The organism is Ignavibacteriales bacterium (assembly GCA_016214905.1).
Classification (GTDB): Bacteria; Bacteroidota; Ignavibacteria; order UBA10030; family SZUA-254; genus PNNN01.
Map to the genome: position 1 here is coordinate 76,788 of JACRMQ010000006.1, position 23,088 is coordinate 99,875.

Annotated in this window: 18 protein-coding genes; 15 read left to right on the top strand and 3 right to left on the bottom strand. The window is 38.7% G+C overall.

The annotated features are described in order from the left end of the window. The first annotated feature begins 28 nt into the window (after positions 1-28). Positions 29-1,123: a redox-regulated ATPase YchF gene (gene ychF, locus HZB59_04160; protein MBI5020607.1), complete on the top strand. Its 1,095-nt coding sequence runs from the start codon at positions 29-31 to the stop codon at positions 1,121-1,123. A 122-nt stretch (positions 1,124-1,245) separates the two neighbouring features. On the opposite strand, the gene HZB59_04165 is transcribed toward ychF, so the two are convergent. Both HZB59_04165 and HZB59_04170 read right to left on the bottom strand, forming a co-directional pair. Continuing rightward, positions 1,246-1,665: a hypothetical protein gene (locus tag HZB59_04165; protein MBI5020608.1), complete on the bottom strand. Its 420-nt coding sequence runs from the start codon at positions 1,663-1,665 to the stop codon at positions 1,246-1,248. Positions 1,666-1,681: 16 nt separating this feature from the next. Continuing rightward, positions 1,682-1,990 (bottom strand): DUF59 domain-containing protein, encoded by a 309-nt coding sequence (locus tag HZB59_04170; protein ID MBI5020609.1) that lies wholly within the window; start codon positions 1,988-1,990, stop codon positions 1,682-1,684. A gap of 157 nt (positions 1,991-2,147) precedes the next feature. Between HZB59_04170 and HZB59_04175 the strand changes: the two genes are divergently transcribed. The 8 genes from HZB59_04175 to HZB59_04210 all read left to right on the top strand — a co-directional run bounded on the left by HZB59_04175 (position 2,148) and on the right by HZB59_04210 (position 10,283). After that, positions 2,148-2,906 (top strand): 3-oxoacyl-ACP reductase FabG, encoded by a 759-nt coding sequence (locus HZB59_04175; protein ID MBI5020610.1) that lies wholly within the window; start codon positions 2,148-2,150, stop codon positions 2,904-2,906. Positions 2,907-3,023: 117 nt separating this feature from the next. Beyond that, complete coding sequence (locus HZB59_04180) at positions 3,024-4,133, top strand: deoxyhypusine synthase (GenBank protein ID MBI5020611.1); 1,110 nt, start codon at positions 3,024-3,026, stop codon at positions 4,131-4,133. Positions 4,134-4,170: 37 nt separating this feature from the next. Then, positions 4,171-4,377 (top strand): histone H1, encoded by a 207-nt coding sequence (locus tag HZB59_04185; protein MBI5020612.1) that lies wholly within the window; start codon positions 4,171-4,173, stop codon positions 4,375-4,377. A 90-nt stretch (positions 4,378-4,467) separates the two neighbouring features. After that, on the top strand, positions 4,468-5,652 hold the full coding sequence (locus tag HZB59_04190) for a membrane dipeptidase (GenBank protein ID MBI5020613.1): 1,185 nt from the start codon (positions 4,468-4,470) through the stop codon (positions 5,650-5,652). A gap of 735 nt (positions 5,653-6,387) precedes the next feature. Continuing rightward, entirely contained in the window at positions 6,388-7,911 is a 1,524-nt protein-coding gene (locus HZB59_04195) for a T9SS type A sorting domain-containing protein (protein MBI5020614.1), read from the top strand. 448 nt (positions 7,912-8,359) lie between these two features. Then, positions 8,360-9,205, top strand: coding sequence for an alpha/beta fold hydrolase (locus HZB59_04200; GenBank protein MBI5020615.1), 846 nt, complete (start codon positions 8,360-8,362; stop codon positions 9,203-9,205). A gap of 273 nt (positions 9,206-9,478) precedes the next feature. Further along, positions 9,479-9,760: a hypothetical protein gene (locus HZB59_04205; protein ID MBI5020616.1), complete on the top strand. Its 282-nt coding sequence runs from the start codon at positions 9,479-9,481 to the stop codon at positions 9,758-9,760. Between the two features lie 190 nt (positions 9,761-9,950). Further along, a complete protein-coding gene (locus tag HZB59_04210) occupies positions 9,951-10,283 on the top strand; it encodes a hypothetical protein (protein ID MBI5020617.1) in 333 nt (110 codons plus the stop codon). Between the two features lie 116 nt (positions 10,284-10,399). Here HZB59_04210 and HZB59_04215 read toward each other — a convergent pair whose 3' ends face one another. Further along, positions 10,400-13,852 carry a S8 family serine peptidase gene (locus HZB59_04215; protein ID MBI5020618.1) on the bottom strand — a complete coding sequence of 1,151 codons (3,453 nt, stop codon included), beginning with the start codon at positions 13,850-13,852 and terminating at the stop codon, positions 10,400-10,402. Positions 13,853-14,022: 170 nt separating this feature from the next. On the opposite strand from HZB59_04215, the gene HZB59_04220 reads away from it, so the two are divergent. From HZB59_04220 to HZB59_04245, 6 genes are all read left to right on the top strand, one after another. After that, entirely contained in the window at positions 14,023-15,168 is a 1,146-nt protein-coding gene (locus tag HZB59_04220; GenBank protein MBI5020619.1) for a glycosyltransferase family 2 protein, read from the top strand. 21 nt (positions 15,169-15,189) lie between these two features. Further along, positions 15,190-16,284 carry a glycosyltransferase family 9 protein gene (locus tag HZB59_04225; GenBank protein MBI5020620.1) on the top strand — a complete coding sequence of 365 codons (1,095 nt, stop codon included), beginning with the start codon at positions 15,190-15,192 and terminating at the stop codon, positions 16,282-16,284. A gap of 12 nt (positions 16,285-16,296) precedes the next feature. After that, complete coding sequence (locus tag HZB59_04230; GenBank protein ID MBI5020621.1) at positions 16,297-18,558, top strand: YfhO family protein; 2,262 nt, start codon at positions 16,297-16,299, stop codon at positions 18,556-18,558. A 24-nt stretch (positions 18,559-18,582) separates the two neighbouring features. After that, complete coding sequence (locus HZB59_04235; GenBank protein MBI5020622.1) at positions 18,583-19,503, top strand: glycosyltransferase family 2 protein; 921 nt, start codon at positions 18,583-18,585, stop codon at positions 19,501-19,503. A gap of 171 nt (positions 19,504-19,674) precedes the next feature. Then, the gene (locus tag HZB59_04240; protein ID MBI5020623.1) at positions 19,675-21,168 is read left to right on the top strand and encodes a glycosyltransferase family 39 protein; all 1,494 of its coding nucleotides are present in this window, start codon (positions 19,675-19,677) and stop codon (positions 21,166-21,168) included. Then, positions 21,165-23,081 carry a hypothetical protein gene (locus tag HZB59_04245; GenBank protein ID MBI5020624.1) on the top strand — a complete coding sequence of 639 codons (1,917 nt, stop codon included), beginning with the start codon at positions 21,165-21,167 and terminating at the stop codon, positions 23,079-23,081. Before HZB59_04240 ends, HZB59_04245 begins: the two co-directional genes overlap by 4 nt. The last annotated feature ends 7 nt before the right edge of the window (positions 23,082-23,088 follow it).

Genomic DNA, 23,088 nt, shown 5'->3' on the forward strand with positions numbered 1-23,088 from the left:
CTTCTTAATTCATACAGAATGTGTTATTATGGGATTCAAATGTGGAATCGTTGGACTGCCGAATGTCGGCAAGTCTACTCTCTTCAACGCAATTACAGCCGCAGGAGCGCGGGTTGCCAATTATCCATTCACAACTATTGAACCACAAGTAGGGGTTGTTGCTGTTCCTGATAAGCGCCTCGATGATCTTGCGAAAATATTCAAACCACCCAAAGTAATCCCAACCACGATTGAATTTGTTGATATTGCCGGACTTGTAAAGAACGCAAACAAAGGGGAGGGACTTGGGAATCAATTTCTTTCTCACATACGCGAGGTTGATGCGATTGTTCATGTTGTCCGTTGTTTTAAGAATGATGATGTCAGCCATGTTGAGAGTGATCTTAATTCAAAACGCGATATTGAAATAATCGAAACCGAATTACTTTTAAAAGACCTGGACACCGTAGAGAAAAAACAACACGAGACCGAAAAGAAAGCAAAGAGCGGTGATAAGAAAATAAAAAATGAGGTTGATTTTTATACAAGATTGAAAATATATCTGGGAGAAGGTAAACCGGCTCGTTCGTTCAATGTTTCTGAAAATGAAAAGGAATATTTTGCCAATCTCCATTTACTTTCGGTTAAGCCGGTTATGTTTGTGGCAAACGTTGATGAAGATGGATTGACTGGTAAGGGTGACTACTTGAATCCGGTTCGTGAGGTGGCTAAAAGTGAAAACGCGACTGCTATTTTAATTGATGCCGAGATGGAAGCCGAAATTGCCTCAATGGAATATTCGGAGAGAGAAGAATTCTTGAAAGATCTTGGTGTTCCTGAATCGGGATTGGATAAAGTAATACACCAGGGGTATGCACTCTTAAATCTAATTACCTTTTTCACACACAACGAAAAAGAGCTGCGCGCATGGACTATTACAAAAGGGACAAAAGCCCCGCAAGCCGCCGGAAAAATACACACCGATTTTGAGCGTGGTTTTATACGTGCAGAAGTTTTAAAATATGGAGATTTACTTAAGTTCGGCTCAGAACACGCCGCAAGAGAGAAAGGACACTTCGCAGTTCACGGTCACGATTATGATGTTGAGGATGGAGATATTATTTTTTTCAGGTTTAATGTATAGTATATCCCGATGTTGCTATTATAGATTCTCTTGGTTATTCAATTAACAACATATATGATTAATAATATAATAAATCCAAATCCGCCCCCTTTCTCAGTATAAAGAAAAATATATAATAAATCCTAACATACCCAATCAATACATAGAACTTTACCTGTTTGGGAGTCAATATATATACAAACACCACCATCCAATCCCATTGTTTTAGTTCTGCATTTACCTATCCAAAAAATCTTATCTCTAAAGCTTTTTATTAAACCCCAATACCCTTTATCCCAACTAGGATCGTTTGGGCGATACAAACCCTTCGCGGAATCAAGTGTGATCGGATTATTATCAATTTCAATGATCCACTCATCAGGATCTTTTTTATGTGTTCTTAATTCTTTTACACATATTTCATATGCTTGTTCTTTTGTAATAGTTGCATCTTTTTGTGAACATCCATTAATAAAAAATTCAATTCCACACAGAAGAAATATGCTGATTATCCCAATTTTCAATTTTATCCGAATCTTATTATTTTGTAAAAGATAATTCAATTAACAGTCTTTCTATTTATTGAAAACCCAATCTCTTCCTCGCCTCTTCTGTCATCATCGATTTATTCCACTGAGGTTCCCAAATTATTTTTACTTCCGCTTCGTGAATGCCCGGAATGGAAAGCAATTTCTCTTTCACATCATTTGCAATATAACCACCCATTCCACAGCCGGGAGTTGTTAGCGTCATTGTAATTCCAACCCAATCGCCTTTTATTTTTATCTGGTAAATAAGTCCAAGATCAACAATGTTAACGGGAATTTCAGGATCGTTGCATCTTCGTAATACCTCGTATATTCGCTCTACGGTTATCTCGGGTTTCATTTCGGCTGTTTTAGAATCGTTCATTTTCATTCTCCTTCTTTGTAAAGTTAAGATTTTTCATCAATGATTGCAACATACGACTATATATATTTGAATTATTTCATCATTTCTCATACATTAATCGCAGTCAAATTTAGAACTAATTGAAAAGGATAATATGATAGATCTCTCAAATAGGGTAGCACTTGTTACCGGCGGTTCACGTGGAATTGGTGCTGCAATCGCTGTTATGCTGGCGAAAGCCGGAGCCGACGTTGCAATATTATATCGTAACAATACAAAATCGGCGAATGCCGTTGTAAATATGATAAAGAAATTAAATAGAACTGGATTAGCACTTCGTGGAAACGTGGAAGATTATGATCAATGTAAATTTTGTATAGATGCTGTAGTTAAAAAATTTAGACGTATCGATATTTTGGTGAATAACGCCGGTATCTGGGAATATGGTGAAATTGGAAGAATGACTGCCAAACAATGGCGAAAAACTATTGATATCAATCTTACAGGTACATTCAATATGTGCAATGTTGTTGCTTCGTTTATGAAAAAACAAGAATATGGCAAGATAATAAATATTGCAAGCACTGCTGGTCAACGCGGAGAAGCGTTTTATTCTCATTATGCCGCATCCAAAGGTGGAGTGATTGCATTTACCAAATCAATTGCTGCTGAATTAATAAAAAAAGGAATTTGGGTTAATTGTGTGGCTCCCGGTTGGATAAAAACCGATATGGTAATGCCAGAATATCAAAATCTAAAAATCAAAAAAGAGATTTTACGCTCAATACCGCGCGGAAAAATTGGATTACCTGATGAAATTGCAGGACCTGTTCTATTTCTCTCATCAAGTCTTGCCGATAACATTGTAGGCGAAATTTTGAATGTAAACGGTGGAAGTGTGTTGTGCGGGTAGAAAAAATCCTTCGAATTTTAATCATTTTCGCCATTATTTGAAAACCCTTGAAAATCTTTGTTTTTTTGAAGATTTTCCTTGCATTTTTCTTATGAAAATTTGTATATTTTAGCCGTTATGAAGAAGCGTGCAAATAACTTTCTTAGCGGTAAGCAAATCGTTACAAAGCCGATTCCGAAAAATATTTCTGTAAAACAGCTTGTTGAAGAATATTTTCAAGCATACAATGCAGGACGATTGCGCGAGGCGAGCCAACTTCTAAAAGAAAAGATGCTTAAAGAGAATGTAACAATCGGAATGAGCTTAACCGGAGCTTTAACTCCTGCGGGTTTAGGTGGTTCGTGCGTTGTTCCTGTTATCGAAGCCGGATTTGTTGATTGGATAGTAACAACCGGAGCTAATTTGTATCATGACACTCATTTTTCAATAGGATGTTCACTCCACCGCGGTACACCATTCATAGATGACCGCGTACTCCGCGCGGCAAAAGTAATACGCATCTACGATATTTTGTTCGATTACGATGTTTTATTATCGACAGATGCATTTTTTAGAAAATTATTACGATTAAAAGAATTCCAGAAAGAAATGGGGACAGCTGAACTTCATAATCGTCTTGGAAAATATGTGGCAGAGCGTGAGAAGATCTTAAAAATCAAAAATACAAGCATCCTCGCATCTGCATATAAATACGGTGTTCCAATTTACACATCATCACCGGGCGATAGCTCGATTGGGATGAATATAGCAGAAACCTCATTGGATGGATATAAAATAAAATTAGATGTTTTGTTGGATGTAAATGAAACTGCGGCAATTGTTCTCAACGCCAAACGAAAAGGCGGTAAAAGCGGTGTTTTCATACTTGGCGGCGGATCTCCAAAGAATTTTATGCTTCAAACTGAACCACAAATACAAGAAGTGCTTGGAATTGACGAAGCTGGTCACGATTATTTTCTCCAGATTACAGATGCGCGTCCCGATACAGGCGGTTTATCAGGTGCCACGCCATCCGAGGCAGTATCGTGGGGTAAGATAGACCCGAATACGCTTCCCGATGCCGTGGTGGCTTATGTGGATACAACAATCGCGCTACCGATTCTCACTTCGTATGCGCTTGGAACAGTTAAACCAAGAAAACCGAAACGATTATACGACCACCGCGAAGCATTGCTTAGCAGTTTGTACAAAGAATATGTAAAAGTAAAGAAACGAAAGAATAAATAACTAAATCACTAACTATACCATTACCATGGAGGGTATTATGAGCCGATTCACAGAACTGAAAGATTTGTTAAACAGTTTCGAGAAAGACTTTATTAAGTTCTACGAAAAAGGAAACAAATCAGCCGGAACACGCGTTCGAAAAGAAATGAACGAACTTCGCCGCAAAGCGCAAGATGTCCGTAAAGAAATTCAGGATATCAAGCAAAAAGCGAAAGAAGCCGAAGGCGGAAACGCACCAGCGTAACGCCGTTTTTCTGACTAGTTGAAAGACTCCGAGAATTTCTTCATTGGAATAATCGGAGTCTTTTATTTTTGTAAACCAATATTTTAAGTAATGAAATATTTCCTCGGATTAATATTATTTACTTTCATCATATCTATGATCGGTTTTCAAATTCAAACCGATTATAGAAATATTCATTTTAATTCCATCGTTATCGACACCCATAACGATGTTGTTGGTAGGGTTATGGACGGAGAAGATATCTCAGTTAAAACCAATGCCGGTCATTCAGACCTGCCGCGTTTTTTGGAGGGGGGCGTAGATGCTCAGATATTCTCAATTTTTGTATCCCCCGGTAAGCCGAAAAAAGAATATTATTCCATTGCTAACCGTCAAATAGATTCCATAGATAATTTCGTCAGAAAGAATGAAGGCAGAGTTGTCTTGGGTAGATCGGTAAATGAAATCAGGAATCAGGTTTCAGTGGGTGAATTTGTAGTGATGCTCGGTATCGAAGGCGGTCATGCTATTCAAGATGATATCACTAAACTCGATCATTTTTATAAACGCGGCGTGCGGTATATGACATTGACATGGAATAATTCTACCACTTGGGCAACATCAGCCAGAGATGAAAATAAAGTAGGTGGGAAGCGAAAGAAAAAAGGACTTTCCAAACTAGGTACGCAAATCGTCAAACATATGAATGAAATTGGTATGATAATCGATATATCGCATGCCGGTGAGAAAACATTTTGGGATGTTATTGACTTAACAACGAAACCGATTATTGCTTCCCATTCATCAGTCTATTCCATTTGTCCAAACGGGCGCAATTTAAAAAACGAGCAGATCCGTGCTATTGCGAAAAATGGTGGAGTGATTTGTGTAAACTTCGCGCCATTTTTCATCGACAGCGGTTTCGCGGCTAATGAAAAATTAATGCTTAAAAATAATAAACGTAGAGTTGAAGAATTCCGCACACAACAAAAAGCTGATATTAAACTGAAAGACAAAACAGTGTTACAGCTTTTGGAAAAAGAATATTCGGAAATTCTTCCATCTGTTAAGAAATTGGTGGATCATATCGATTATATTGCAAAGTTAGTCGGAGTTGATTATGTTGGTCTCGGATCCGATTATGACGGAATTCAGGTTGCACCTCTCGGGATGGAAGATGTTACTTGCTACCCCAAAATTACGGAAGAGTTAGTTCGACGAGGATATTCAGAATCCGACATTAAAAAAATATTGGGAGAAAATTTTTTGCGTGTGTTAAAACACAATGAAGGTTGAAATTGTCAAATTAATAATCTATTATTCATATCACTAAATTGAAAGGATTTATCAATGAGATTTTTTGCTATCATATTGTTATTTTGCCTGATCTTCACGGTTACTGAAGCGGGAAGTTTTGGGAAGATATTCCCGACTTTAAAGCACGATAAAGCGAAGGTTACCACAGGAACAGGAAATATTACTTTTGTAAAATTTTCTAATTCAGTCAATGGTCCATTTACATCACCGGCAACACTCAATAATGGGGATTCATTATTTCTTCAGGTCGATGTTTCTTTGTTGGGAACGGTATATCTTACATTTAATCTTGACCTCAATCAAAATGGCATTCTGGATACGTTTGACTTGTCGATTGGAGATGCGAACCTTATCGATAATGGGGGTACGGGTAAAGATGTTGATCTAAACCCGAACGCAGGTATAATTGTTGTTTATCTTGAAACGGGAGAAACACCTCAGATGGATGTTGTTGCTGTTGGAACCGAAGGTGCCACGTCTGCCGTTGGTGTTCTTCATTTTCAAAACACACCTTTGACTTATACATTAAGCGGCCATGTTTACACTTCAGTCGGTGATCCGATTGGCGGGGCAATGGTATTTGTGCAAGATTCTTCAATGAATATGCTCGGCGATGTCTCTGATTTAACAGGATATTTTTCTGTCCCTATCGAAGCTGGTACACATGGTATTCATCTTCAAGATTGGGCAGGCCGTTACAGTTCGTTCGATACGATGATGATATTCACAGGCAACACTGTTCACGATTTCACTTTAAAGGTTCTTTCATCCTATATTCGCGGCTATGTGAGAGATGAATTGTCAAATCCACTTCCCAATATTCGAGTTTGGGCGGGCAGAAATAGCAGTGCCATGACCGATTCAACGGGTATGTATAAAATTATGGTAGCGCCGGGCAGCGATAATGTTGGTGTTGAATGGGAGAGTGTTCTCCCAAACTATATGCAACCCAATTCGCATTATTATTCAATCGCAGATAACGATTCCATAGTTGATAATTCAGTCTCAAATTTTACATGCTATTCAACTAATGCTACAATTACCGGTAAGGTAACTGAAAACGGCGGTACTGCAACGCGCCAATATATGGTGAACGGATGGTGTGGTCCCCTTGAATCATCCACAATGGGATTGACCGATGTGAATGGCGATTATACTTTGCACATTCATAGCTCTGTTGCTATGGAACAATACGGTGTGAATTTAACAGATTGGGGCGGCAATTATCCTTTTCCGTCCGGTATGTATCCTGATACAAATTATTGGGGATTAACAGCCGGAGCGGTTGCTAACTTTAATCTGATAGGTGCGCTCACATCTTATGAAGATCATTTTACCGGGAATGGTGGTTACCTCGGTCCGATGTGGAACACATATAATTACGGTAATCCATGGGGAATGAATTCAACGGTTACTTTAGAGAACGATAGATTGAAAGTCGAGTGCAACAGCAACGATGTTCTCTCGGGCTTGGGTGTAATTTCGATGAAGCCGTTCAGTCTCAGTAACCGTGAATTCAGGATTTTCGCCGATCCGACTAGTATGATGAATTCCAATAATACCATTAAAATTATTCTCACAGATGTATCGTGGAACTGGCAGCACCCGCAAAACTTTGAAAATTCTTTGCAGTTGATTTGGGAAAAAAGCCCGGCCGGTTACAGGCAGTGGAGATTGGTGAAATCTCAAAACGGTATCTTCACCGATCTTTGCACCTCACAAGACAGCACAGGACAACATATACTTTTCCAATTCACCGATCCTGATTCATTGAAATTGATTATTCGCGGTGATGTGTGCTTCAATGGCCAGTGGGGCAATATGCTCTCTATGGCATATGTGTACCTTACGCAGTTCAATTTAAATCCCGAAGAATCAACTCCCGTTTACTTCGATGAGTTTGTTTGGGATGCCATAGGTACAGTTGGAGTGAAAGAAATCGGTGGAGTATTGCCGAAGACTTTTGCACTTGATCAGAATTATCCCAATCCGTTCAATCCTGCAACCAGTATTAAATATCATATCCCTGTTAGCAGTTATGTCACGCTGAAAGTTTTCAACCAGCTTGGGCAGGAAGTGAAATCTCTTGTCAATCAGCAGCAAGCGGCAGGGAATTATGAAGTATCTTTCGAAGCGGCACAACAACCAAGCGGTATTTATTATTATCAACTCACCGCTGTTGATGATGGAGGGAAATTATTAACCAGATGCAGCATGAAAGCGCTTTTGTTGAAGTAGAATAAATTCCACGTAATTATAGCCCGCTCTGTGAATAACTGAGCGGGCTTTTTTTATACACACGACTGGGAGGGAGTTCCGACTCCCGAATCAAGGTTGACCAATAAGCAAGCATTGTTGTAGTCGCGGACATTCATCGGGTGTCTAAATGTAAATGTCCGCGCTGATTGGCATGATATGCAATCGTCTCGCGTAATCGCCGGAAGGAAACATTGTCTTGAGGAGTTACTCCGAAGGATTGCGGCTACATGATGGTTACATTTGACATTTTGACGAATGTTTTATAATTTACACACAATGGATAACACGTTGCAATAAGACGCAAGGAATCTTATTCATAGAAGTGCAACATTTTTATTTATGGAAATTAGAATCATAAGTTCACAATAATATTTCATTATTTTGTGAGGCGTTAATTGCCACATTGTTCCAACTCACATTATCTTTTATGCAAATTAAACTAATAATATTAACCTTCATTTCTATCATAAATTTGTATGGCTCCGATAGGGATAATGATTCCTCCTCAATAACAAAATACTGGGACTTGCCAACCGGTTCCCATATAGCCTATGCTGAATTCTTGGCTAACAATTCTGATACAGCTACACCACTAATATTTCTTCATGGTGGACCGGGAGGATACCATGTATCTTCTTCTGCTGACGAGGATCGTAGAGCTCGATATAGGAAATTATCGGATTTGGGATTCAATGTATATCTCTACGATCAAATTGGAGGAGGTTTGTCATCAAGACTGAATGATCCGACGAACTATACTGTGGATCGGCATGTTAAGGATTTAGAATGCATTCGAGTAATTATAGGTAATAAACCGTGCATCCTAATTGGTGGCTCATGGGGGGCAACACTTGCATCGCATTACATCTCAAGATATCCCGCAAACGTGACCAAAGCAATTTTTATCTCACCAAAAAACATTGATTATTGTGATTTAACCGATAAGCCGGATACTATGATATCCCTATCTGATGTCCTTGCTGACGATTTAGACAAAATTCATCGCCGATTCGGTGAGAATAGATTTAAACGATATTCAAAACTCTTGGAGTTAATGAAGTTGGACATTCGGGAGGCGTATTCCTATTCTGGTGATACAGAGATGGATGAGCTAGCAGACTCACTCTTTTCTGCATCCTCGGTGAAAGCTTTCGTCCATAAGAAAGAGGTACTCAAAGATTTCCGCTCCCATGGTACAGGTTGGTGGTCATTTGTGATGACTGGTTGGAATGCCATTAGCGTTAGAATATATATCAGTTTTTCAAAATTCTAGATTCATAAGTATTCCTGAGTGCGGTCACCTCGTGGGTTTGGAAAAACCTCAAATTCTTTACTATGAAATTGAGCGATTTCTCACTAATAGATCAGACAACACAGTTCCAAACACCAACAAAAATGAATAATTACTTCACACATAAAATTTGTTTTTAAGAGCTCGCTTCGCAACAGTATTTTTGTTGCGTCTAATACTTTATAAAGTCAAAATCACAAATGTAATTCCTGAGATAAAAGAAAAGTATTCTATTAACTCTATAGCTCAACAAATATGCTCTCAAAAAAGAAATACGCAAACGGACAAAAATTATATGAACTTAAGGGGAAAAAGTTAACTTACTTTTACAAAAACGGGATAGTGAAGGCTGTTGGTATATATACAAATAAAAAGATGGAAGGGGAGTGGATATTTTACCGCGAAACAGGTCAGCTATGGCAGATCGCTAACTTCAAAGACGGGAAGAAACATGGTTCGTGGAAACGTTTTAAACGGAATAATAAAATAGAGTATAACGAAAATTTCGAGAGTGATAAATTAATCAAACGGAAATAAGCATTTGCCTAAAAATACTTTGACTCCCAAACAAAGTTAAACTTAAACAAAAGTTGATGTTCAGCATTACACACTTGATCGGGTTAGGGAACTTTAGAACCTATTAGTTCACAACCTCTCATACTGTTTGAATAGTTATGGAATATGAAAGATGTATACTTTTACTTTCTCTTTGAAGAGTCACAAAGTGATGCCTTCAGCAAAAGTAACTCCGCCAGAGGCGGATGAGCCTTTAGCTCAAAAGAGAACTTCCGCAATCATAAATGGTGGCGGAGGAGAGCAGGCAACATTTAAGGCGATTCCATTTCTTGAGTTAAACGATCTTAAAATGGAATCGCAAAGCGGAATTTGGTATCGGCTAATTAACAGCACGATGATTGTGGAAACCGAAATAAAAGGACTGATACTGTATCGATCATTTTTTCCTTCGTACGGTTCAGAAAGACTTTACTCTACAACTTCTATGTCGCGTACCGAGAGAACCTTTTCCAGAAGGAGAAAAAATCATAACATTGGCGGGTGAGTCAACATTTACAACCATAATAAAAAAACCTCCCGAGCAGATATCACTCAGGAGGTTCTTTATAATTACGAATATCAAATATCTAACATCGCATATCTAATATCCCACATCCGTTTCTACCGCATCAGCACCATCTTCTTAACCTCGCTGAATTTATCGGCAGTCATTTTGTAAATATATGTTCCGCTCGGTAAATTGCTTGCGTCGAAATCAAACGAATATTTGCCCGCTTCTTTGTATCCGTTAACAAGCGTGGCAACTTCCTGTCCCAGTGCATTGTAAACTTTAAGTGTCACAAAGTTATCAACCGGCAAATCGAAGCTGACTATTGTTGTCGGGTTGAACGGATTCGGATAATTTTGATCTAAAGAGTACTCAGTCGGGATTTCTATACCTTTGTTGAGCACCGAAATAGATTTCACTCCGTTTAAAACGATATGATTATTTTCGTCAAAGAGATACTGACGTCCGGCATCATCAACAAACGCGATGGAAGGGCCGTTGTGTTGTTCCAACGATGCGTTAACGACTACATAACCTGATAATGATTGTATGTTGATTGTTTGAGATGAGTTTTTATCAAGCACCTCAAGCATAGAGCCCGAAGCGAATCGCACATCGAAACTACCCTCGGGTGCCGGTGGAGGCAGTTTGTAGAAACTGATATCTCGTGTTGGTTTCTTACCTACACTGAAGTAAAGCGTTTGCTTGTTGCCAGCTTCATCCGAGAAAGTTAAGCTGTTAAAGTCGGATAGTTGATCGAGTGCCAATGTTTTTGCCGGAGGAGGCATACTCCCCGACAGTATGATTTTACCTGCATCGTTCGTTTTAACCCAGTAACCTTTTCCGGCGTAAAGCGTATCGGCAAATTCATAGCCATGGTCGAAGCCGAAGAAATTAGATATGATTAAATCTGGTGGTTCTGTTGTAACAGTGTTTGCGAGAATCGTGCTTGATAAAACGCCAATCATTTGCCATCCGCTTGTAACATATAAAGTTTCTGAACTAAATACATATCCGGTCATAGGGAATGTTTCAGGAGCCGCGAACTTGAGCCAATATCCTGAGCCGGGGTACAAACTATCTTTTGCTTTGTAGCTTCCATCGTACGCCCATGCATTGCTAAGCGCTGATGGATAGAGGGATGTTTTCCGGTTGTCGATTGCAATAACCGGTAATGATACGATGTTCCAGAAATCTGTGACATCGGTGGAGACAATTTTTTGTGTACCGACATACAAACTTACGGGTATTGTATAACTCTCTGTCTGAGTATCATTATGCTCAATCACGACGGTTGAATAATAATTATCGCGAGGGAGGTCTACTTCGTTTAAGGTTAAATGTACCTTTAAACTGTCACCGGGCAATATAGATCCATCAACCGGATCAATTACTAACCAGTTAGGAAGGTTCTTGCCTGTATCGGCAATTGAAAAGGTGAGGGGGATATGACCGGTATTCCAAATGTAAAACGAATCTTCTACAATCTCACCTAAATCTATACCGTATGTATGTTGAGATATTGACTTGTGGGCTGTTGAGCCGAGTGTGTTTAAATTGACCGTGACAATATCAGGAGTTGTTGTGGAATCATTATGTTCGATTGTGATTGTACTGTTATATTCAGTCCATGTATCGAGAGAATTAGGTTGAATCTCAAATTTGATGTATCCTGAATCGAGAGATGCAATCGCGATCGAGTCATCTTCTAACACCAACCATCCCTGATCTACTAATGGAACAGATAGCTTCAATATCAATAGCGAGTCGCCTAAGTTTTTTATTTTTACAGAATCATGGACAACGCTATCAGGGATCATAGTATATCCATAGCTTGATCCGTATGAAGCAAAAACAGGACCTAAGTTTTTACCATTCCCGCTAACTACGAAAGAAACATATTGTGAACCTCCTGTTAAAGTACCTTTGTTTGTAATTTGGACAGTATAAACAGATCGCTCTGTAGGTGAGATTGAAATTTGTTCTGTGTTATCTCTAATATTATCACCTGTGGTTGCGGCGGCAGTAGGTGATGTTGGATTGAGTATCCAAGGATTATAAACATTATTATCTCTGGGTTTGGTAATTCGAAGATCCAGATCGTTTTTCAGCATTATATTGGTTGGATCGAGTGCGGGCGCGACAGGCGTTCCGGCCGGATCGGTCCAGCAAATAGATGCTCTGATCGGAGATGTGCCATCACTTAGAATATTGAAACGAATGGTGTCGCCTTGACTCAGTAATAATTCTCTGATATGCGAATTAGCTCCATCAATGCTGTCTTGAGTCATAAGTTGAGCAGCTTTGAGTGTATTCATCAATCCCCAACCGTTCATATAATCTGGTCCGGGGTTTGGACCAGCTTCATCAGCAGTATTCAAAATAATTGCTTTCATTGTGGAAGAACGCAATAGTGTGCTGCCATGCAAGCGTTGTTGATGATGCAGCAACAAACCAATTGAACCTGATGCGTTGGGTGTTGCCATCGATGTGCCGCTCATTGAACCATAAGCGGAATCGGTAGCGCGGAGTGTTGAATATAATCCCACGCCATTTGCAACTATATCTGGTTTTATTCTGCCATCATCTGCAGGTCCCCAGCAACTGAAACTCGACATAACCACACCGGATGGGTTGTTATATCCACCAGTAATATCCTCGACAGCACCGACGGTAAGAATATTTTTTGCAACACCCGCGTCACCGATACAATCATAACCGTCATTTCCGTCTCTACTGCGGGTCGCGGTTTCAATTACCCACACACCATTTTTCCTCACATAGTGTGTAGTTTGATATGAAGACCCTTCATCACGATCATTTCCGGCAGATTTGCAAATGAGGTAGTAAGGATTGTTGATTGATATCTGGTCGAAATCGCGGGCGTCGGCATCATAAAATCCGAATCTGTAATCTTCAAAGGTGCTGATTGTTACATCTCCCCACCAATTCCATGCGCCGGCATTTGGGTATCCGTAGCGCCAACCGGTGATTGCTCCATAAGAATGGTTCGAAACCAAAACACCTGCCGTATCCATTTCTGTAACGTCGTAATCCCAGTTGAATGCTTTCAAAGATCCGAGATAAGACATCCCCTTCGCATTCGCGCTTAAACCTGTTCCAATCATCGTACCAGCGACATGTGTGGAGTGGTCGCTGTTGCTGCCTTGGGTTTTAAGTATTCTTCCGGTTAATTCTTTGTGCGTAGATCTCGGAGCACCTTCGTCCCATTCCCCTAGTATAATACCTTCACCAGTCAGTGCCAAACCGTTACCGCCTGTAGGCCAAACTTTATTTGTTGAGATGGTTTTTGCTGCATTAATATTATCAGTTATTCTGTAAATCAATAAACCATTTTGAACTCGATGGACTGCAACACCGGCTCCATCTTCAAGTGTGGCTCTTAATGGCATTTTTAATTTCACAGCGAGAGATTCTGCTTCAGCAAGTTCTTGACGAATTTCTAAACCACGTCGTTGTGCAAAGTTTTTTTGAGGTTGTGCGATAGCAGTTTGTACTGCTGATATTATAAATATGAGCGATATAATTGTTAATAATTTTTGCATACAGAGAACTCCGGAATAAGGTGACGGTTCATTGAGGTGTTTATTACTCTAATGTATAAAATTACTATTATTGTATCAAGTGGTTAGTATGAAATTCTCATTGATTATAACAAAAAAATATCGTATTTTGACTCAAATTAAATAGGAGAAGAATGGAAAATCAAGATAATATGCATGAAAATGACAGGGAGAGAGAACAGATACCAGTGAATCCACCTCAAAATGAAAATTTTGCCACACCTGCCGCAGAATCGCAAACACCTTCCCGCCCACAACAAAGTCAACAACAGACGAGACAAAAACAGGAAGAACGGGGAAGGGAACGGCATAACAGATATCGCAGACAGCGTCCTCAGGGAACAGATACAGAAAGGCAACAAGATACGGCGAGAGAGCTTTCGATTCTGATTCCATTGTTCAATGAAGAACAATCTCTGAGAGAACTCTATGATAAAATTAGAAATGCCTTAAACCGGAATCAAAGATTTGAAATCATCTTTGTTGATGATGGCAGTACTGATAACTCGATGCGCATACTTCATGATCTGCGACATAGGGATAGAAGGATAAAAATTATTCGCTTCAGAAGGAATTATGGAAAATCGGCAGCACTCAGCGTAGGATTTAATCATGCGAAGGGTGATATTATTATTACGATGGATGCCGATTTGCAAGATGATCCAAATGAGATTCCGAATCTTGTCAACGAAATTAAAAAAGGATTCGACCTCGTTTCCGGGTGGAAGAAGAAACGGCGAGACCCAATCACCAAAACGATTCCATCAAAGTTTTTCAATTTTGTTGTATCGAAGATGACCGGAATAAAACTTCACGATTTCAATTGCGGATTAAAAGCGTACAGAAAAGAAGTAGTCAAGGAAATTGAAATTTACGGAGAACTGCACCGTTATATCCCGGTTCTTGCACACTGGCGCGGATTTAAAATTGGTGAGATTGTTGTCCAACACTATGCAAGAAAATTTGGTAAAACAAAATACGGTCTCGGAAGATTTTGGAAAGGATTTCTTGATTTGGTGACCACACTATTCACCACGAGATATCTGCAACGTCCGCTTCATTTCTTTGGATTATGGGGATTGGTCTTCTTCCTCATCGGTATCGGTATTGATGCATACCTTGTAGCTTTAAAATTTGTTGAAGGGATTGCTCTAAGCAACAGACCGCTTTTCTTAGGAGGAATTCTCTTAACGATAGTAGGTGTTCAAATTATTTCAATCGGATTATTGGGAGAGATGATTGCAAAAACCCGACCTGTAAACGAGAAAGAGTACTCCATAAAAGAATTTTGGAAATGAGGCGATCAGATCAGAAATAAAATGAAACAATTTTCCTCCAAACAAATTAAATCTGATTGTCGGTATTTCCGCGGTGATATTCCTTGTAAGCCCCATAAGCTGAATGGAGTTCATTGTGTCGATTCAAAAGGTAAATCCTGCAAACATTATGAACCGACCGACAAACGGATTCTAATAATAAAATTGGGAGCTATCGGAGATGTAATCCGAACGACACCACTATTACACAAATTGAAAGCAGTTGAACCATCTGCAGAAATTTGGTGGCTCACCCTTACACCCGATGTTGTACCCGGGTCGGTTGATGTAATATTGCCGCTCAACGTTCAATCGATCGCGATATTAAGGTCGGTTTCTTTCGATCTATTATTCAATCTGGATAAAGATAAAGAAGCTTGTGCACTTGCCAATCAAATCTCAGCTCGTGTTAAAAAAGGTTTTATATTGCGAGAAGGCAAATGTGTGCCGATCGATAATGATGCAGACCATAAATATCTCACCGGTGTTTTCGACGATTTGAGTAAGTCTAACACAAAAAGTTATCAGGAAGAAATTTTCGAAATATGCGGTTACAAATTCTCGAATGAAGAATATATAATGCCTTCTTTGATAAATTATAACTGGAAATTACCTAAGAATAAAAAGATTATAGGTTTGAACACGGGTTGCGGAGGCAGATGGACTTCCAGACTATGGGCAGAGAAAAATTGGATTTCACTCGCGAAAAAACTGAAGAAAGCAGGATATATTCCGTTGATGTTGGGCGGTGAACAGGAACATCTGAAGAATCAAAGACTCGCGCGCGAAAGTGGGGCGCTTTACTTCGGGCATTTCCCTCTGAATAAATTTATGAGCGAAGTGAATCAATGCGATCTGGTTGTTACTGCCGTAACAATGGCGATGCATCTTACAATCGGTTTACGAAAAAAGATAGTGCTGTTCAACAATATTTTCAATAAACATGAATTCGATTTATACGGGCGGGGCGAAGTTTTAGAACCGGATTTTGATTGCAATTGTTTCTATTCGCCAACCTGTGCTAATGATTGCATGCAATACCTCAAAGTTGACAAAGTTTTCGATGCCTGTGTTCGCCTCCTCGAATCAAAAAAATAGATTTTGGTGGATATGACGAAAGGCAAAACTAAAACTTCGATTGGTATGCCTCATATTAAAGATTGGCACGCCGTAATTATAATTTGTTCACTTGTGGCGATATTCTTCCGTGATATTCTCCTTCAAAAGGCATTTTTCTGGGATGATTTTTTATATCAATATTATCCGTACCGAAATTTTTCCGCCGTATCGTTGTCGGGCGGCGAGTTGCCGCTGTGGAATCCTTACACATTCAGCGGTTCTCCTTTCCAGGCAGACATTCAATCAGCAGTTTTTTATATACCCAATTTGATACTTACACTGTTTGTTGCCGGAGGAAAGTTGAATTTCTATTGGCTAGAAATTCAAATTATCATACACATGATGATTGCCGGAGTGAGTATTTATTTTTTGGCGAAGGAGTTCGGCCTCTTAAACTTTGCCGCTCTGTTCACCGGTGTGATTTTCTCATTGTCTGGATTCATGATCTCTCATGTAATCCACCATACAATCATCTGTCATATTGCATGGCTTCCTCTTATAATACTTCTTTTCCGTCGTGCCGTTCTACAACACTCTCTTATTACAATGATTTTAGGTGGAATGGTGCTCGGTAATGTGATACTCGCCGGTTCACCGCAGGTATCTTTATACATTATGTTTTTTCTTCTCATCTATTTTATCTTCGAACTGTTGAATGGTTGGAAAGAAAACTCTATTTCTGGCTCGGTTAAGAAAAGTTCAATCGCAATCGGATTTGTTATAATCGCTCTCGCCTTCACCGCAATACAGTTGTTACCGACGATTGAATTAGCTCCATTATCGCAGCGTGCTGAAATTACATATGAAAAATCACAGGAAGGCCAGCTTGTTTGGCAGCAGTTAATTACTTTCATCATTCCTAAATATTTTGGATCAAGCGGCGCTGAGGGTTCGACTTATTGGGGAAATGGGGCATACTGGGTTTACTGGGAAACATGTTTTTATCTTGGTATTCCGGCATTTATTCTGATTATATTCTCGATGACCAGATTTCGGGCAAATCGTTATATCATTTTCTTTTTCAGCATAGGGATATTTTCTGTACTTTATGCATTGGGAGATAATTTTATTCTGCATAATTTCTTCTTTCATTATATACCGGGGTTCGATAAGTTTCGCAGTGTGGGGCGCATTATGCTGATATCGGCTTTTAGTTTTTCGCTACTGGCTGGTTTTGGAATCCAGGCAATGTTCGATCTTATTAATCAATCGCCTCAAAAATTTAAAAAGATTTTGATCGGGATAGGTGCCATCGTGATAATCCTATTTCTTCTAAGCCTGGCAGGGTGGATGCAAGGCGGTGTTGACCGCAGAGTGGCAGATCAAATACATGCGAATACCGTTGAAGCATCGACTTCAATGTTGCTAATTTCGTTAACATCTGTTGGTTTAATATTTTTGATAAGCCGACGGTTTTCAGCGTTTATAATGTTAGGCGCTTTGTTGATCGTTCTATTTATTGATATCAATCTATTCGGTTTTAACCATAACAATGGAACGACTAATCCCGACGAATATTACCGCAGGACTGAAAGTTTGGTGCGATCGCTGCGAGAAGCGGGACAACAAGAATATTTCAGGGTCAATTCGCGCCGCGAGAATACCATGATACTGGATAGAAACCAGGGAATGATTGACCGTATCTTTATGATGGAAGGATATACACCGCTCTCGCTTCAAAGAAATTATCCTATCGTGAAAGACTTCGATCGTGCGTGCGATTTACTGAACGCAAAGTATCAGCTCGTTGTTGATGAATCACGCCGATTAATGGACCTCGTTCCTTCTAAAACATATTTACCTCGCGTTTTTTTCGTTTATGATTCAAAGATAATCACCAACGAAGATTCTGCCCGTGCGTATATGATTCGTGATGAATTCAATCCACGATCTACAGCAGTGTTTGAGCGAGATCCTCAATTTACAGTTGATGGAATTTCCGGAGATGGAAAGGCGGTTATCACATCATACTCTTTGAATAAAATTTCAGTTCAAGCAGAAACTCCGAAAAATGGATTATTAATTCTAAGTGAAATATTTTATCCAGGATGGAATGCATATATCGACGGTACGCTTACGCCAATTCATAGGGTTGATTGGTGTTTAAGAGCAATACCGGTGAAATCGGGGAGACATGAAATAGTTTTACGTTTTGAACCCGAGAGTTTTCGCATAGGTTCATTGATAACATTTTCAACGCTGTTGATATCAGTAGTGTCTATTCTGTTTATCCAAATCAAGAAGAAAAAGTAAATTAGAACATCCGGAAAAACAATAATGAAATATTCAATTATCATCCCAGTTTATAACGAAGAGGCGATTATCCCGGAGTTATCTCGCCGCTTGAAACTAATTCTTGATAGAATGAATATGGAGGCAGAAATAATATTTGTTGACGACTGCAGCGTCGATAAAACTTTTAGTATGATTGAATCACTTCATCAAACAGATTCCCGTTTTAAAGTAATTCGTCTTGCGCGCAATTTCGGACATCAGATAGCTATTACCGCCGGAATGGAATTCACGGAAGGAGAAGCGGTGATACTTATGGATGGAGATCTTCAAGATCCTCCTGAATTATTACCTGATTTGTTAGCAAAGTGGTCTGAAGGTTACGATGTAGTCTATACGATAAAAAGGAGCAGAAAAGAAAACGCCTTAAAATGGTTAGCATTCACGTCTTTTTACAGGGTGATGCATATATTTTCTTCGATATCAATTCCTATGGAAGCCGGTAATTTTTCTCTTATGGACCGGAAAGTTGTTGATGTAATACGATCCATGCCTGAAAGGAATCGATATATAAGCGGAATGCGTGCGTGGGCCGGTTTTAGGCAAACAGGCGTAGAATTCGATCGCGAAGCACGCTATGCTGGTAAACCGAAAATGTCTATTAGAAAACTTATTGATCTCGCCTTGGATGGATTGATATCGTTTTCGAATGCGCCTCTGCGGCTTGCAATTTACGTGGGACTTGCTGTTGCGGTAATCTCATTCATCGGCGGCTTATATGTTATCTATGAAAAATTATTCACTGATAAGGCAATCCTCGGTTGGGCATCTACAATTGTTGCAATCACTTTCATAGGCAGCATGGTTTTGCTTACGCTCGGAGTGATCGGAGAATATATCGGGCGTATTTACGATGAAGTAAAGCACCGCCCTATTTACATTGTGAAAGATAAAGTAGGTATTTGATTGGTGACGTTCTAAACGAGAAATATTCTTACGCAATTTTAATCTTTCTTCTTATTCATTGACTTGGCAGCAGAGCATAATATCAATTACCTGAAGTGGGATGTTTTAAGAAAATACACTCCGTCTTGGATACGACTGAAGTATTTCCCATATCTCATCGGCATCATTTATATGATTTCGATAATTGTAATTGCCATGATCTGGCACAAGATAGGTGATTACAGCGTCGAGACAGATTTTTACTGGACATACGCGCCTCAGGCGGCAAAATTATCTAGCGGTGAACTTACAATCGATGATTTTAAAGGTCCAGGATATACAATCCTTCTTTCCATCGTAAACTTGTTGACAGCGGATTATTTTATTGCCGGGATATTTATTTCCGCGATCTCTGCCGGAATAGTTTTAATCATGTTGTACAAATTGCTTGCTAAATATTTCAGTTACGATGTTAGCTTGCTGGTCGTATTGATGACAATTGCCAATAAAATATTTGTGCAATACTCTTACACAGCGAGCACCGATATGGTATTTTATGCTTTAATAATGATTTCTATCTACGTATTTTGGTCCAATCAGAAATTGTCCGGAAACCGATTCGCGTTTTGCGGGGCGCTGAGCGGATTTACATATCTTGTGAGATACAATGGCGTATTTTTACTTTTCGTTTTTGTATTCTTAATTTTGCTAATGAATATATTCAATGAATCGATCAAAAAACGCTTATACTATATTTTATTTTTTATTTCAGGATATTTATCGGTGGTATTACCTTGGTCACTACTTTTGTATATCAATACCGGAGATATGTTTTATCAAAAGAATTACCTAAACATAGCATTTGAACTTTACGGTAAAAGGTATTTTTCATGGGATGATTGGTGGACACAAGAGTCTTACAAATATAAATCGTTCGCAGGGGTCATCTTTCATGAACCGCTGACATTTTTCAAGGTTTCTTTAATGAATGTTTATTATCACCTGCTTGATGATCTTGTCTTCTTAATTGATTACTGGATCGGATTGTTTTCTTTATTAGCAATCATCATGCTGAAAATATTCAAGCTCGAGAAAAAACAACTTGCAATAATTATTTTCGGAGTAGCTTATTTTACTTCCTTGCTACCTGTTTTCTATGCAGAAAGATTTACACTCCCACTCATGTCAATATATTTCCTGCTTGCCGTTATCTTTTTCGCTTGGGTAGTGTCAAAGAAATTTAAGATTATGAATCATACAATTATTTTAGCAATAATTTCAATTTTACTCCTGCTATCTGCATTTTATACAGTATATTACAATGCTGGACAGATAGTTCTGGGACCCAAAGATGTTTTGAATATTTCCTCGGATTTTTATAAAAACTTTTCGTCAAGCGAAAAAGGAAAAGTTATCATTGCGAGGAAGCCCCAAATTGCCTATCAACTCCAGATGAAATTTGAGCAATTTCCAAATGTGACAGATATAAACCAATTGGTTTCAGAAATTCGAAAAAAGCGTGTAGATTATTTATATTTTAGTTCTATTGAAGCAAAAATGAGACCTCAATTTAAAAAAATTTTCAGAGGTGATGCAGCTCCCCCCGGATTTGAATTGGTTGCGATATCGAAGAATCCTGTCGCCCTGTTATACAAAATTAATTTGGATAGACTTTTAATAGAATGATTGGTATTAACTCAAATATTTCAACCAGTGATCAATCCGAAAAAGTTTTGGGATTATTCATATTGGGCATAGTGATTATCTATGGTTTTGCTTCATTTTTCCCCGATTCATTCATGTGGGGAATCAATCATCTGGCATTTCTTCCAGTTTCGATGCGGATAGTATTTCTCTTGATTGCATTGTCCATCGGATTCCTTTTAATATCAAGAAATATTCAATTTTTTATCGATGATAAAATTCATTTTCTTTCTTATTCTCTCATAGTTCGCATTTTAATCCTGTCTCTGATTGCAATTTCAGGAACAGCTATATTTTATTCTTACCGAATCCGTACCGAGATGTACGGAGATACCTTGACTCTTTTAAGTTTGTTATCAGAAAAACGATATGCGCTTGCGGATTTGTTCGACCTTAGTGATAAAGAGCCGTTAACTCGTATGATCCATCAATCTCTGTCATCAAAATTTGGTGTGGATCAAAAATCGATGTTCCAAATTGTGAGTGCCGTTAGCGGGGGAATATTTTTAGTTTTAATAACTGTCTTCATAGTGAACAGGAATAATACAAGATCATGGAAATTGCTCGCACTAATCGTTTTCTTTTTTGCCGGTGCCAACCAATTGTTCTTTGGACATGTGGAAGATTATACTCTTGTTTATTTGGCTATCACCGTGTTCCTTATTCTTGCCTGGAATTTATTTGATGGAAAAAAAGTGTTTGGTTGGATGATCATTGTATTCCTTATCGGATCAAGACTTCATATCGAAATGATTTTATTGCTGCCGGCGCTACTCTATGCGGGTGCTTTTTTGGTGGAACAAAGGCAAGGGAAATTGAACCGTTGGTTGAAGCCGCGGAATATTATGTTTCTTATATTAGCTTCCATGGTTGGCTCATTCTTTGTCTATCTTTTTTATTTTGATGCGTATCGGTATTCAGTTGGTGACCAGAAAGAAATAATGACGAAAATATTTCTTCCGGTTGTAAATCCGCTACAGCAACCGCATTCGTATTCTCTTATTTCTTTAAATCATTTCTCTGATGTTATTCAGCAATTATTTTTTATCGCGTCACCTGCGCTCGTGTTATTGACGATGGCCATCGTTGGCTATGGTAAAAATATTCGGTGGAAAGAACCCCGTTTAATATTTTCGCTCATTGCTCTGTTTTATTTTATCATATTTAATTTCACGATCAATCCGATGCTGTCGATGCCGCGCGATTGGGATATGTTGTCTCCCACTGCGGCAGCTATTAATTTTGCTTCTATTGCAATAACTTTTCAACTATTTAAAAATTCAAGAATCAGATTCTATTATTCGAAAATAATTGGTGCCGTTGGTGCTGCTGCAATATTATCCGGTACATTATTTATCATAAACGCAGATGAACAAATGTCGGCTTTACGTCTGGAAGGTGTTGGTAAGTGGGTTTTCAAAAGTTATTATAACGGTTCTACCTATATTATAAATATGGGGGAGAAGATGATGGGTGATTCACAGAAACAAATCGAACATAGAGAACAAACGATTAAAGATTTGTTGCCGTACACTTCTAAACCTGACCTGAATATCAGCATGTTATATTATAAACTGGCTGTTCTTTATTATCAACAACGCGATTTTGAAAATTCCGGTAATCGTAGTGCCGATGCTCTTCAGTATGATTCACAAAATGCTTCGGCGCTTAAAACTTTGGGATTATCTAAGATACAACTGAAACAATTCGATAAAGCAATTAATCTTTTTTCTTTTTATAATAAGAATATCAATAATCGGGATATTAACGATGCGCAGGGAATGTTACTGGAAGAAAGTGCCCGATTATTGGCAGTTATGAGTTTAAAGGAGGATAAAAAAACGGAAATTCAAAATAAATTAGACGAAATATATCGTCTGATATTGGTAAAATGATAAATTT

What these genes read in the sequence shown, in the direction of transcription:
- ychF (MBI5020607.1), top strand. Translation starts at nt 29, where the DNA reads ATGGGATTCAAATGTGGAATCGTTGGACTGCCGAATGTCGGCAAGTCT.
- HZB59_04170 (MBI5020609.1), bottom strand. Translation starts at nt 1,990, where the DNA reads ATGAAACCCGAGATAACCGTAGAGCGAATATACGAGGTATTACGAAGA.
- HZB59_04175 (MBI5020610.1), top strand. Translation starts at nt 2,148, where the DNA reads ATGATAGATCTCTCAAATAGGGTAGCACTTGTTACCGGCGGTTCACGT.
- HZB59_04180 (MBI5020611.1), top strand. Translation starts at nt 3,024, where the DNA reads ATGAAGAAGCGTGCAAATAACTTTCTTAGCGGTAAGCAAATCGTTACA.
- HZB59_04185 (MBI5020612.1), top strand. Translation starts at nt 4,171, where the DNA reads ATGAGCCGATTCACAGAACTGAAAGATTTGTTAAACAGTTTCGAGAAA.
- HZB59_04190 (MBI5020613.1), top strand. Translation starts at nt 4,468, where the DNA reads ATGAAATATTTCCTCGGATTAATATTATTTACTTTCATCATATCTATG.
- HZB59_04195 (MBI5020614.1), top strand. Translation starts at nt 6,388, where the DNA reads ATGATGATATTCACAGGCAACACTGTTCACGATTTCACTTTAAAGGTT.
- HZB59_04200 (MBI5020615.1), top strand. Translation starts at nt 8,360, where the DNA reads ATGCAAATTAAACTAATAATATTAACCTTCATTTCTATCATAAATTTG.
- HZB59_04205 (MBI5020616.1), top strand. Translation starts at nt 9,479, where the DNA reads ATGCTCTCAAAAAAGAAATACGCAAACGGACAAAAATTATATGAACTT.
- HZB59_04210 (MBI5020617.1), top strand. Translation starts at nt 9,951, where the DNA reads ATGCCTTCAGCAAAAGTAACTCCGCCAGAGGCGGATGAGCCTTTAGCT.
- HZB59_04215 (MBI5020618.1), bottom strand. Translation starts at nt 13,852, where the DNA reads ATGCAAAAATTATTAACAATTATATCGCTCATATTTATAATATCAGCA.
- HZB59_04220 (MBI5020619.1), top strand. Translation starts at nt 14,023, where the DNA reads ATGCATGAAAATGACAGGGAGAGAGAACAGATACCAGTGAATCCACCT.
- HZB59_04225 (MBI5020620.1), top strand. Translation starts at nt 15,190, where the DNA reads ATGAAACAATTTTCCTCCAAACAAATTAAATCTGATTGTCGGTATTTC.
- HZB59_04230 (MBI5020621.1), top strand. Translation starts at nt 16,297, where the DNA reads ATGACGAAAGGCAAAACTAAAACTTCGATTGGTATGCCTCATATTAAA.
- HZB59_04235 (MBI5020622.1), top strand. Translation starts at nt 18,583, where the DNA reads ATGAAATATTCAATTATCATCCCAGTTTATAACGAAGAGGCGATTATC.
- HZB59_04240 (MBI5020623.1), top strand. Translation starts at nt 19,675, where the DNA reads ATGATTTCGATAATTGTAATTGCCATGATCTGGCACAAGATAGGTGAT.
- HZB59_04245 (MBI5020624.1), top strand. Translation starts at nt 21,165, where the DNA reads ATGATTGGTATTAACTCAAATATTTCAACCAGTGATCAATCCGAAAAA.